This is a genomic window from Anabaena sp. WA102 (genome assembly GCF_001277295.1).
Lineage (GTDB): Bacteria > Cyanobacteriota > Cyanobacteriia > Cyanobacteriales > Nostocaceae > Dolichospermum > Dolichospermum heterosporum.
In genome coordinates, this window is record NZ_CP011456.1 from 1,377,106 (window position 1) to 1,390,267 (window position 13,162).

Annotated in this window: 11 protein-coding genes; 5 read left to right on the forward strand and 6 right to left on the reverse strand. The window is 37.3% G+C overall.

Going from position 1 to position 13,162, the window contains the following annotated elements; genetic code table 11:
* Nucleotides 1-90: 90 nt before the first annotated feature.
* Nucleotides 91-1,815 carry a diflavin flavoprotein gene (locus tag AA650_RS05845; protein ID WP_053538329.1) on the reverse strand — a complete coding sequence of 575 codons (1,725 nt, stop codon included), beginning with the start codon at nucleotides 1,813-1,815 and terminating at the stop codon, nucleotides 91-93.
* Nucleotides 1,816-1,924: 109 nt separating this feature from the next.
* On the opposite strand from AA650_RS05845, the gene AA650_RS05850 reads away from it, so the two are divergent.
* The 3 genes from AA650_RS05850 (at nucleotide 1,925) to AA650_RS05860 (ending at nucleotide 4,409) form a co-directional block, all read left to right on the forward strand.
* Nucleotides 1,925-2,740: a pantothenate kinase gene (locus AA650_RS05850; protein WP_053538330.1), complete on the forward strand. Its 816-nt coding sequence runs from the start codon at nucleotides 1,925-1,927 to the stop codon at nucleotides 2,738-2,740.
* A 156-nt stretch (nucleotides 2,741-2,896) separates the two neighbouring features.
* Nucleotides 2,897-3,946: a cobalamin biosynthesis protein CobW gene (cobW, locus tag AA650_RS05855; protein WP_053538331.1), complete on the forward strand. Its 1,050-nt coding sequence runs from the start codon at nucleotides 2,897-2,899 to the stop codon at nucleotides 3,944-3,946.
* A 1-nt stretch (nucleotide 3,947) separates the two neighbouring features.
* Entirely contained in the window at nucleotides 3,948-4,409 is a 462-nt protein-coding gene (locus AA650_RS05860; protein WP_053538332.1) for an ABA4-like family protein, read from the forward strand.
* Nucleotides 4,410-4,742: 333 nt separating this feature from the next.
* On the opposite strand, the gene AA650_RS05865 is transcribed toward AA650_RS05860, so the two are convergent.
* The 4 genes from AA650_RS05865 to AA650_RS05880 all read right to left on the reverse strand — a co-directional run bounded on the left by AA650_RS05865 (nucleotide 4,743) and on the right by AA650_RS05880 (nucleotide 6,120).
* Complete coding sequence (locus AA650_RS05865) at nucleotides 4,743-4,973, reverse strand: hypothetical protein (protein WP_053538333.1); 231 nt, start codon at nucleotides 4,971-4,973, stop codon at nucleotides 4,743-4,745.
* 58 nt (nucleotides 4,974-5,031) lie between these two features.
* A complete protein-coding gene (locus tag AA650_RS05870) occupies nucleotides 5,032-5,340 on the reverse strand; it encodes a DUF3181 family protein (protein WP_039201093.1) in 309 nt (102 codons plus the stop codon).
* A 118-nt stretch (nucleotides 5,341-5,458) separates the two neighbouring features.
* Complete coding sequence (locus AA650_RS05875; protein WP_053538334.1) at nucleotides 5,459-5,716, reverse strand: hypothetical protein; 258 nt, start codon at nucleotides 5,714-5,716, stop codon at nucleotides 5,459-5,461.
* Between the two features lie 140 nt (nucleotides 5,717-5,856).
* Nucleotides 5,857-6,120, reverse strand: coding sequence for a hypothetical protein (locus AA650_RS05880; protein ID WP_053538335.1), 264 nt, complete (start codon nucleotides 6,118-6,120; stop codon nucleotides 5,857-5,859).
* A 688-nt stretch (nucleotides 6,121-6,808) separates the two neighbouring features.
* Here AA650_RS05880 and AA650_RS05885 point away from each other — a divergent pair.
* Nucleotides 6,809-7,225 (forward strand): DNA polymerase, encoded by a 417-nt coding sequence (locus AA650_RS05885; protein ID WP_053538336.1) that lies wholly within the window; start codon nucleotides 6,809-6,811, stop codon nucleotides 7,223-7,225.
* Nucleotides 7,226-7,435: 210 nt separating this feature from the next.
* Nucleotides 7,436-8,836 (forward strand): TldD/PmbA family protein, encoded by a 1,401-nt coding sequence (locus AA650_RS05890; RefSeq protein ID WP_053538337.1) that lies wholly within the window; start codon nucleotides 7,436-7,438, stop codon nucleotides 8,834-8,836.
* Between the two features lie 569 nt (nucleotides 8,837-9,405).
* On the opposite strand, the gene AA650_RS05895 is transcribed toward AA650_RS05890, so the two are convergent.
* Nucleotides 9,406-13,017 carry a helicase-related protein gene (locus AA650_RS05895; RefSeq protein WP_053538338.1) on the reverse strand — a complete coding sequence of 1,204 codons (3,612 nt, stop codon included), beginning with the start codon at nucleotides 13,015-13,017 and terminating at the stop codon, nucleotides 9,406-9,408.
* Between the last annotated feature and the right edge of the window lie 145 nt (nucleotides 13,018-13,162).

Below are 13,162 nucleotides of genomic sequence, written 5' to 3' on the forward strand. Positions count from 1 at the left end.
ATAAGTCCTATTGGTAATTGGGAAAAACTTTTACCCCTCTCGTAAGGGAACGAGGAAGTTCCCCTGTTCCCTATTCCCTGTTCCCTTTTTTTAATAGTGGTTTCCTACTTTGCGGTGGTGTACTGCTGTCATGGCATCGGGGTTTGATACTCTACCGGCGTAGGCTGTGCTGTATACTGCCCAATGATCGCCACAATCCATGCGGCTGACAACTTCGCATTCTATGTATGCTAGGGCATCGGTGAGGATGGGTGCGCCGTTTTCGGCAGGTTGGGTTTTGACTCCTTGAAAACGATCTGCACCAGGAGCAAATCTTTTTAAGAAGTGTTTCATTAATGGTTGATAGTTGCCTTCTTCGAGTACATTGAGGACGAAGCGATCGCCTACTTGCATGAGTGATTCTATGGCTCGATCTTTGGCGACGGCGATGGAAAAGCCCAGGGGTTTGAAACTGGCTTGACTTACCCAGGAAGCTAACATGGCGCTGGATACGTCGTCTTTTTTGGCTGTGATGATATATAAACCACCGCTAATTCTTCCCAAGGCTTTATCTAAATCAGCCGCAAGGGATTTCATGGCTTTGATGCTTTTGTCTCTTGTCACCCATTGTCCTAAGTCTGTACCCGCTTCTTCACACTTTTTATAGGTGTTGGCTGTGGGTGTGTCCCGAATTTCAATGACGGGGAAAGCGATATTTAAGCCTAAAGCCCGGAATTTATTTAATAGGGGATAGGTGGGTTCATCATCTCCTCCACCGGTTTCAAAAATACCAATTGCTTGTTTTTCTTTGGCAGAACCTAAAACGGTGCTGAGGGCGGCTTGAATGTTAGAATTGCCTGAAGTTGGGGGCATTCCTACAACTAAGCCTGTACAACGTCCTACCAGTTCCCGCAGTTCTTGTAATTCGTTGACGCTGGCTAAATCTACTATTTCGACAGCGACACCAGTTTTTGTCATCCCGTTAGCAATAGATTGGGCAATGCGATCGCCAAAACCGTACTCGGAGACGTAAAATATCCCTACAGGGGTTTCCGCTTTGGTTTGTCCTTGACTCCAACTGCGATAACGTCCGGTTAATTCTTCAACATTATGGTATAGTAGGGGTCCGTGTCCGGTGGCAATCATGCGAATTGTTTTCAATTCTCCCATGCGCTTCATTGCGGACAGGACGGAACGGGCATTTGGACCCATTAAACAATCGTAGTAATATTGAAAATCGGCTTCTATTGCTGCTAAATTGTCATCAAAGGTACTTTCTGAGCAGTAATGTAACCCAAAAGCGTCGCAGGTGTAGAGAATTTGGGTTTTGTGGTCAAAGCTGAAAATGGTATCCGGCCAGTGTAAATTAGGAGCTATGACAAATTCAAATTCGTGCCCATTTCCTAAATCTAGGCGATCGCCATTTTTGACAATTTTGCGGTTAAATGGTTGATGTACCATGTCCTCCAAAAACTGAATTGCCACTTTTGACGCAACTACAGTTATATGAGGAGCGAGTTGTAGTAAGTCTTTTACTAAACCGCTGTGATCTGGTTCAGTGTGACTAACAATTAAATAATCAATATCTTGGGGATTAATTAAACCGGTGAGAGTATCAAAATAAAGTTTGCGAAACTTTTCATGGGAAGTATCAACCAGGGCGATTTTTTCCCCCCGAATCAGAAAAGAGTTGTAGGTTGTACCATTTTGTAAACCAAACTCAATATCAAAGCGATCGCGCTCCCAATCTAAAGACCGAATTGCGGTAGTATCTTCACTAATCTCTACAGTATTTATAGTCAGACGCTTTTCTAGTTTCTCGGTAAGCAATACCATAACGCCCCTCTTTAATAAATTGAGTATTTATGCCTTGCTCTTATTGTGGCACGGGTTGAATATTAATTTTTCTTAAAAAACATATACCTCAGTTAAGAAAATTAAAACTGTGAACAATCATCCTCAGTCAAAAGACCAACAGCGTCTTTCCATAGTCCTAATTGTGGGCAATTCCCGCCTTCATTGGGCATTATTCATAGATAAAACCCTATACTCAACTGGGGACATATTTCATCTATCTGCATCTATTATCCAACAATTAGCTCAATGTCCAACCTTAGATAATTGGCTGACAGCGATTTCTCTACCTAACAATCTTCCCATTATTCCAGATTATCCTATACCCCTGATTCTCGCTTCTGTCGTTCCTAGTCAAACCGCACTGTGGCAAAGTTACCCTCATTTGCGTCTGATTACTTTAGAAGATGTACCATTAGAGAGAATGTATCCCACATTAGGAATTGATAGGGCTTTAGCGGTATGGGGTGCGGGAATAACTTGGGGATTTCCCACATTAGTAATTGATGCTGGTACAGCATTGACTTTTACAGGTGCAGACAATCATCAATGCTTTGTTGGTGGGGCAATTTTGCCGGGTTTAGGGTTACAATTTGCCAGTTTAGGGCAAGAAACCGGACAATTACCATTATTAAAACCTGGTTTAATGATATCTTTACCACTACATTTTGCCATGAATACATCAGATGCAATTCAAAGTGGCGTAATTTACACTTTATTAAGTGGGATAAAGGATTTTATTGAGGCTTGGTGGCGGTTATTTCCTGGTAGTCAGGTTGTAATGACTGGTGGTGATAGTAATTTATTGAAAACCTATCTTTATCAACAAGTTCCAGATATAGCAGAACGATTAATTGTAGATAATTATTTGATATTTCAGGGAATTGGAAATATAGTGATTAGGTAATAAATCTCTAAAACTCGGCTCTACCGTATCAGGAACAGATTTTTCCGAATCAACACCTAACCTCTTAACAAGTTTAGATCCCCGACTTCTTTGAGAAGTCGGGGATCTGGGTTTGACGATATATGGTAAAATTGAATTCAAAACCACACAGAAAACATGGCTACAAAAATCCCCGTTACCGTCATCACAGGCTTCTTAGGAAGCGGTAAAACCAGCATTATCCGTCACCTCCTCCAAAACAACCAAGGACGACGGATAGCAGTATTAGTCAACGAATTTGGCGAACTGGGGATAGATGGAGAATTATTGAAATCCTGTCAAATTTGCCCTGAAGATGAAACAGAAGCAAATCCAGAAACTAACATATTTGAACTGACAAACGGCTGTTTATGCTGCACGGTTCAAGAGGAATTTTACCCGACAATGCGGGAATTAATTAAACGCCGCGATAGCATAGATTATATTATCATTGAAACCTCTGGTTTAGCATTACCAAAACCCTTAATTAAAGCCTTTCGTTGGCAAGAAATCCGCAACGCTGCTACAGTAGATGCAGTAATTACAGTAGTAGATTGTGCCGCAGTTGCAGCGGGAACATTTGCTAGTGATTTAGATGCGATCGCCGCCCAACGCCAAGAAGATGATAGTCTAGAACATGAAACACCATTACAAGAATTGTTTGAAGATCAACTTGCTTGTGCTGATTTAGTAATTTTGAATAAAACTGATTTGGTTGATAGTGAAACACAAGCACAAGTCCTAGAATTAGTCAAGGATGAATTACCTAGAGTTGTGAAAATTGTCTCTAGTGATTATGGTAAATTAGATCCATCTATCTTATTAGGATTTGCTGCCGCAGTTGAAGATAATTTAGATGATCGTCCTAGTCATCACGACACAGAAGAAGACCATGATCATGATGATGAAATTAACTCAACTCACGTGATTTTAGACCGGACATTTGACCCCGAAAAACTACAAGCAACATTAGAAAAGCTGGCACAAGAACAAGAAATATACAGAATTAAAGGTTTTGTGGCGGTTGCTAATAAACCCATGCGGTTAGTTATGCAAGGTGTGGGAAATAGATTTGATAAATTTTATGATCGTCCTTGGAAAGTAGAAGAAGCAAAACAAACCAGTTTAGTTTTTATCGGTCGTAATTTACAATCTTCAGCAATAGAATCTCAATTAGTAGCTTTGTAATATGAATATCACAGATTTGTTTAACGTTGCCAATCTTTTTGTTTTGCCTTTTTGGGCTTTAATGATTTTATTGCCTAACTGGAATATCACCCGCAAGGTAATGGAATCTTATTTACCTTTTGTAGTTTTAGCGGGTGCATATTTGTACTTATTTGTTACCAGTATTACCCCAGAAAACGCCGCAGCTTTATCAAATCCTCAATTAGCAGATATAGCCAAGTTTTTTAGTAATGAAACTGCTGCTGCTACAGGCTGGATTCACTTTTTGGTTATGGATTTATTTGTTGGTAGATGGATTTATTGGCAAGGTCAAAAAACCGGAATTTGGACAATTCACTCGATAGCTTTGTGTTTATTTGCAGGTCCTTTAGGTGTCCTTTCTCATATTTTCACCTATTGGATTACCAAGGCTTTTTCTAAAGATTCTGAAGGTGTGACAGCCACACAAAAAGCAGAAGTTTAGGAATTTATATCCCCGACTTCTTGGAGAAGTCGGGGATATGCGTATCCTAGAAACCTTGTAGAGACGATCTTAGCCCCCTCATCGCTTGCGGGTTGGGGGTGGGGTTCTTGTTCCGGGTTTGATGACAATTTGCTGTCAATACAATCTATGGGGTTAATAAGTAGGTTGGCGTTGAAAATTGTCGTTATAGCCAGGCAAGAGGCAAGAGGCAAGAGGCAAGAGTAAAGAAGTTTTCAGCGATTTTACGTTTCTTTACAGAGTTTGGTTTTATTGTGTTCACCTACTTACCAATTATAATTATAGGGTGAGATAAATCACCCTATGTAATTAATATTAAGCTGCTACAGATTTTCTTTCTCTTTCTCTAAATTTGGCATCTAACCAACAGCGTGGTAATTTTTCCCCAGAAGGAAATACTAGTTCTTCTTTTTGATAAATGTCCGTTTCTTGTTCTTCTTGTCCTTCTTGGTCTTGGGCATGGACAATTTTACTAGTGGGGTCTAATAGTTCTTGAACATCAACTATTTTCACTAAATCGCGGCTATCTTTGATTTGTAAAAACATATTGGTCAACCTCCATTATTTAAAATGTGTAAATTTGCCAATGGAAAGAAAATGAAGCTTAGATTTCCCGTTGATATTTTTCGACAATATCTACTAAGGTAACTTGACATTGTAAGGGCAACAAATTAATTAAAGATATTTCATTTCTGCCACCGCCAACTTTAACAGTAATAGATTCTAAAGCAGCAATGACTTGATCTTCATTAACGCTTTTAGAAGTAATTAAAGGATACAATTTTTCAGCCACAACATTATGCAGTTTGGCATCAGATAGATAAAGATGCCATTTTGCAATATCTATATAAACACTTTCACCAATTTCGGCGGCTAGGGTTTCTAGTAATTCTGTGGTATTAGTTTTAGCCATAAATATAACCTCTTTGTTAGTAACATCGGGATATCTTAGCCTATTTCATATTATTACTCAATTAGCTAGACTTGATCTACTACCACAGGTGAGAATTCCCTAGCTTGTTTTTCTTTCTTTAGGTAGATTTCGGTGGTGTGGGGTCGTAATTAGCGATCGCACCAATGTAAATTAGATGCAGCAGCAATACTCCTACCCAACCAATTGTTACCCCAGGAAGCCATTCCCAGGCAGTAGTTTTCAAAATGTGGAAAAACCACAACCCAGAATTGACAGTTGCACAAATACCAACATGAACAGCGAAATTCATGCGATCATCTAGTTTACGGAAATCTGGATCTTGGCGATCTGGTTTGCGAGGCCAACGAGGAGGCATAAATATAAATGTTCGTGACAGCAGTTAACGCACCTTATTTATTGTAAGGTGTTTGGGGTTGACTTGCTCAGATCCGCAAATAATTTCACCCATCTGGGGATAAGATAATATTGATGGTGTTCCCCAGATGGTAATATGTTCTATAAACTCTGCACAGTTGACTCTGCATAGCAACTATCGCCAAATTCGCTACCTCTGGCACTAAGTACTAAAGTCCAACCTGCTTTAAGGAGTTTTTGATAAGTTGCCCAACCCTTAGAACCACGAGGAACGCGATAATCTGGAACTGAAAATTGCGGAAAAGCTGTGTAAGGTCGCCAAGGTTGTCCAGGTGCAGTTTGCAGGTGTAAAATCTTTTCATCATCGCCGCTAGACTTAGATAACCAGCACATTTGTCGAAGCATAGTAAACTCCTGGATTGTTTAGCTGAAATATCGCAAGGACGCTAACTGCGGATATTTAGTGGTGTGGGAAACTGTTATCAAAGTGTTTTTCATTCCCAATCTAAAATTCCGAATTAGTATGACATATTTTGATCATGTCATACTGCTACCAAATTCCGATGAAGCTACATAGAATCAGATTTCTAGAATCATTGACCGCAGATAAACGCAGATAAACGCGGATAAGGACGGATGAATTCATGGATTCGATGATTCTGTGCAGTCTCAGATAAAGTTGGTATGAATTGTGATAGAGTTGTTTTGTCCTTATATTTAAGGCTGTAAAGATTATTCTTGTCAGGTAAATTATTTAGGAAGGCAAACTCCTGTGGGCTGCTGTTTATAAAGATGGAAAGATGGACAAGAACAATGGTTTTTTGGTTCTTGATGTTTTTTACTATGTGAATATTTTTATCATGTTATCCACGTTTGCCAGAATTGGATGTATCCATAGTTACGATTTTGCAAAAATTATTAAAAATTTATGGGTAAGGGAATTTATAAGTTAGGAGTTAAGACGAGTTAAGACTCAGAATGGTTGTCAAATCAGTATTTAAAAGATTGGAGATTTTTTGAATATCAACCATCACCGTTATGATTTAAGATAGCTATATATTTGTTTTTCTATTGATATAGATAAGCGCAGATAATGAATAAACCAGTTATTTGGATCAATGGAGACTGTCTGAGTCCCCAAAACCCTGCATTTCAGCAATATCCCCAAACCCCAGCCCTTTGGGTTTGGGATGATGCTTTAATTGCAGAATGGCAAATTAGCCTCAAACGCCTGACTTTCATTTATGAATGTTTGCTAGAATTACCTGTAGAAATTCGCCGGGGAAATATAGCAGAACAAGTTTTAGCTTTTGCGAAGGAACATAATACTAATTTAGTTGTAACTACAGATAGTCCCAGTCCCAGGTTTGATGATATTTGTGATCAAATAGAAAAGTCTGTAAAGTTGGAAGTTTTTGCTGTAGAACCGTTTTTTGAATATGACGGATATATTGATTTAAAGCGGTTTTCCCGTTATTGGAAAGTAGCAGAAAAATATGTTTTTGAATAAGAAAATAAATTTCAGAGGGAACAGGAAAAACTCATGTTTAAAAACATGAGATTGAAATAATGACACTGTTTTTTTCGTGCTACGCATCTTTTAAAAACATCCTTTTTTTGACTGAGCTTTAAACTCAGCAACTTTTGTTTCTTATTTGCTCCCAGTTAAGAGTTCCCAGTTAAGAGTTCCCTTCTTTTGTAATTTACAGCGATTTATAAAATGACTACTAAACTTGCTGATGTTCAAAATCTTCTCTCAGATTTAATTTCCCGTTATTCTTCCCGTGTGGATTATTTAATGATTCGCTTGGAGGAAGCTGAAGGAACAGATATTGTTTTGCGTGGTGATAAAGTGGAAACTCTCAGCGAGGGAATTTCTATTGGTGGTCATGTTCGCACTTGTTATAAAGGTGGTTGGGGATTAAGTAGTTTTAATAAACTAGCAACCATTGAAGAGCGCATAGAAGAGGCGATCGCCGCAGCCCGGATAGTGGGTGATGAGGAAACTATACTTGCAGCCATTGATCCCGTACAAGCCGTATGTAAATTACCTCTGTTGGGTACTGATCCCCGTCAGGTTTCGCTAAAGCAGAAAAAGCAATTATGCGATCGCTATACTGACTTACTTAAAACAGTTGATCATCGAATTACTACCACCTCAGTTCATTATAGTGACAGTACCCAAAGAGTAATTATTATCACATCTGAAGGAACTTTCATTGATCAATCTTGGGTAGATATGGAAATGCGCTTTGCAGCCACAGCCAGGAATGGGGACACTGTCCAAACTGGCAGAGAAACCACTGGTTCTCGCAAAGCCTACGAAGATCTAACTAATTTAGACAAACAAGTTAAAGGTGCAGCAGAAAGAGCAGTTACGTCTTTATTTTTACCATCTGTTAAGGGTAATACGTACACTGTAGTTATTGATCCTATTCTCAGCGGTTTATTTGTGCATGAAGCTTTTGGACATCTTTCTGAAGCAGATATGGCTTATGAAAACCCTGATATTCTGGAAGTCATGACTCTAGGACGACGTTTCGGACCCGAAGAACTGCAAATATTTGATGGTGCTGCACCCCAAGGACATCGCGGTAGTTATTTTTACGACGATGAAGGTACACCAGCGACAACTACCCAGTTAATTGAAGATGGTGTATTAGTTGGTAGACTGCATTCTCGTGAAACTGCTGGGAAATTAGCAGAAAAACCCACAGGAAATGCCCGTTGTCTGAATTATCACTATTCCCCTATTGTGAGAATGACAAATACCTGGATTGAACGGGGGAAAACCCCAGTCGCGGACTTATTTACGGGGATTAAAGAAGGTGTTTTTGCCCAAAATTGGTTAGGGGGAATGACGAACGGGGAAATGTTCACTTTTAGTGCTGGGGAAGCTTGGATGATTAGAAATGGCAAAATTGCTGAACCTGTAAAGGATGTGACCCTTTCCGGTAACGTTTTCCAAACCCTCGCAGATATCGAAGCCATTGGTGATGATTTTTACTGGGATGAATCCGGCGGTTGTGGTAAAGGTGGACAAAATGGTTTACCCGTCGGTTGCGGTGGTCCGAGTTTACGCATTCGGGATGTTGTGGTGGGAGGAGAAAGTGGAGAATAGTTCTTCCTTATCGAGAGCTAGTCTAACATATTTTTCGGTGCAAGTCAATAGCCTCAACCCATAAAACGCGAAAAATTATCATTCATTTTAGAGGATGTTTAAAAAGCCTTGGCGACTAGAAGTCGCGGCTACACAGACAAAACCCATCTTCGTGGGTTTAAACAGACTTCGTTTGTATAGTAGCATATCCCTGACGGGAGATGGAGATAAATATAAAACGCAATTTACCATAACAGGTATCCTTGTACTCGCCATAAACTTTTCAAACAACCTCTAAGAGGGTGTTTGAAAAGTCATGATTGCTGTATCAAATATTTTACCCCTCCCTAACCCTCCCCTTATAAAGGCTATCGTGTACACACAAGTTAAATTACCCCCCTTAATCTCCCCGATGCTTTGGGGGGGAAACCGGAAAATTAGTTCCCTCCCCAAAGCATCGGGGAGGGTTAGGGTGGGGTAATTTGAGGAATAATGGTGATTCGATAACTTGTGTGTACACCGTAGCCTTATAAAGGGGAGGGGGGTAACAATGTGATGAAAATTATGGGATACCACTTTTTAAACACCCTCTAAGAAGAAAGAATCAAATTTAGCACATTTAATTCATGAGAATTTAATAGGTACTTTTCTGTAAATATTTTGTTTCTGATTTCTTCTAAGCTATAACTTCTAAATACCACAAAGGGAAATTCTTTGTAATTATGACCAATTGGTAAAACATTACCAACGGGATATAATGAACGAATGTAGGTAGATAAAATATCCCGAAAAAGTTGATCTTCCGGTTCTTGGGGTTCATTTTCAAAATATTCTTTCATAACTTCCCCACTAATAAACGCAAATAATGGTAAAGCGTAATATTGATCATTGTGTTGACTACTTTGTTCGAGTTTTTGGGTTTTCTTGACATCATCTTTGAGATTTTTCACTAATTCTATAGCATCTTGAATAGCAGATCGTAAATTTTCTGGATAATAAGATTTGCGGCGGGTAATTTCGTGCATATTTTTCCACAGTTCTTCATTAGCGTAGGTTGCTATATCAGCTAGTCGCATTTGATAAGTTTCTTCTAATTTATTATTAGCAATAGGTACTACCAGCAAACCACCACTAATATAACCAGGTTCAAGTTTTCCAAAATCTAGTAACTTATCTAAAGTATGAGAAATTTCTGAAAACTTGCTGTTAAAAGACTTTTGTAGTCCTAAATAATTAGACTCAGTTGTACTTTGAATGACAAAATCTGCTCGTCCGAGGAGATTTTCTAAATTTGTATAAACTTGTTTTAGCAATATATCGCTTTTATTGTGTTGATATTCTGTTTTTAATTGACGAATCAGGTTGACCATTTGAGCAGAAAATGTTTCTCCAGCAGCAAAAACAGATTTTCCACCGATAGGAATCAGCATAAAATTATCTCGACCTATACGACTATAACCGAAGATCCTGGTCATGATAGAACCTTTTAAAATCAATAATATATTTAATAGACTCAGCGCACTTTCTTGTAAAGATATTTCTGCATCATCTTGATAATATACTGCTCGTTCTGCTAAGTAAAAAATTAATTCTTTTTCCTGATTATCTATATTCTCATTTCCCCGACCCCTGTAAATAACTTGAATTATTTCCATAAGGTTTTTTTCAATTTCAAATTTAGGAATTTCTACTAAAATATGTTTAGCTTTAGGAAAAGATAACCCCCGACTACCACAAGCAGTCATAAAAATGACTTTGACATTTTCCTGAAATTTCTGAATTTCTTTCTTTTCGTTCTCAGAAATATTTGCGTGTATTTCTAAATAATCTGTACATTTTTCAAACTTCCCCCAGTTCCGCTTAATTTTATCAATCAATTCTGCTAATTTACGCTTGTTTTGAATATAAACAATTATTTGTTCAACATCTGACCGTTGAAGGAGAGATTCAATATCTTTTAAAATCTCAGTTTGTAACCCAGATTTTAAATTATATTGTTGCTTTAATCCCCCTTCTTCCCTAAATCTACAAGATTCAACTAATACTTGATAACTAATAGATAAACTGCTTGCTGGGTAGGAGTTAGTATTAATAACAGTTGATTCTAAACCTTTAAATATTAATGGTTGAATAGAAAGAGGTTGAGCCGTATCTACCGCACGGCGGAAATATATTTTATCTGGTTCTGGGGAGGTATCAGATAGGTGTTGAATAATCACGTTTTTATCAACAATAGAAGCATCAGCGACAATTACTTTAGTATTAAAACCATGTTGAGAATCCATTAATTGATACTTTTCTATTATTTGATGAATTCCATTTAAAAACTCCACACCTCCATCATCACCTGTAATTTCATCTATCATGATAAATAGGTGTTTAATTCTCCCAGATATTTCTTGCATTTTTTGCGGTAAAACTTTACCATCTGAGGTATTATAAGCATTTCTAAATATCTTATCAAAATGCTTTAATGTATTACCAGCATCAGTCATTTTCAAGGATTGAATAGAAGCAGTTGCGATAATATTATTCGATATTTTTTGTTCGATAATCGTGGAAATAGCTTCGCAAATACTATTTAAAACACCCTGCTTTTTTTGTCCAATATCTTGAATTACATCTTCCTTAGTTCGCTGAAATCTGTCCGAACGTCTGGCTTTTTGTTCAATATCTCTACTATCGAGAAAGTCAACAGACTTTTCAATAAATTTACCCTGACGCTGGTTAGATGTGTATTGAACTGTGTAACGACCAAAATTATTTGTAATTAGGTTGCTGTTAGTGTTTATAGCTAATAATTTGTCATGAGATAATTTTCCGGTATTTTTATCTTTGAATTTTTCGATAATATCCAAATTAACTTGTTTGCGAGGACTAACATAAAAGAAAAGAAAACCTTCATTTATATGTGCTTTCAAAAAATCAACAATTGCAGTAGTTTTACCAATTCCCGGATTTCCCGTTAAAAATATATAAGTTGATTGAGAAACTAAGGCTTTTTTAATTAATTCAGCATGAGCATCTCTTAATGTTATACTTCCAGTTAAACCCAAATCATTCATTAATTCTGAAGGAACTGTCCCCACAGAATTGATAAATCCCGTAATTTTCTCTGTGTGACGAGGTAAAAGGGTAATTTTATCAGCAGGAATTTCTAAAAGAGAATCAACAAACTCCTTACCACGTTCAAAACTCCGGTAAGCACTGCTTTTAATTTTATTTAAAACTTGCTTACGTGCTTGGGGAATTTCTTGGGGACTGGAATCATGCTTGTAAATCTGATAACAGGTTTTTAAGATATCGACATTTTCTCGTTGAATGGATATTGTGCTAATTCCGCGATCGCTATATCCTATAGAATTGAAAACTACATTTGCTGTATCTGGGAGAATAGTGGTTTTTTGGAGAAATTCATAGAAGCTATGGAGATAACAAGCAGCTTGAATTGATTTGGTACTTTCTTTGTCTCTATATTTAAAAGCAGTAAAGTATGTCTTTAAACTTTCCGAAAATTCTAAACCTAAAGATTCAGTATCAATTCTCAGATTAGAAAAAACACTTTTTGACCGTAAATAGCTAATATCTCGCAGCAATAACCGACGGATAATTTCTATATAATCAATATTTTCAACATCTTGATGAGAATTGATAGAAAATACTGATAAATCAACACAAATAACTCGATACTCTTTTCGATGACGTAATAAAATTAAAGTATCTGCATTCAGAAATTCACCTTTTTTCTGATAATTTGTAATATATTGAGGGATGTTATCTAAGTTATCAAATTGAGATAAGACTTCACCAAACCATTGAAAATTATCTTTGGTGTCATAAGTACCAATACTATTATCACCATTAAACCGACATTGATAATATAAGATTTCTATATTTTTTAACTTGTGTGGTTTATCCCAACCAGTAGATTTGATGTATTCTCGCAAGAAATTAAAGCCACTTAAAAACCCCTTTTGAATAAAGAACACACTCCAAGTTTTAGCCATTTCTCTTTCTACAGTGCTGATAACTTTATCAATAACTCGCTGTTGAATTTTAGATAACTTTAGTTGCTGTAGTTCCTGACGATATAAATCACCAAATTTGTGCTGAATTTTCTGTTCTTCAATATAAGCAAGAACCCCAATATTAAAACCTACTTCAAACAAACGTCCCAAATCTTCAGCTATTTTAGATTTCATGTTAATTTTCAGATAATTTTACAAAAAAAGGGAATAGGGAACAGATAAGAAACTAAAGTTTCACCAGTTTAGAGATTCAGTTAAGAAAAAGATGTTTTTAAAAGATGTGTAGCCCGAAAAAACAGTATCATTATTTCAATCTCAT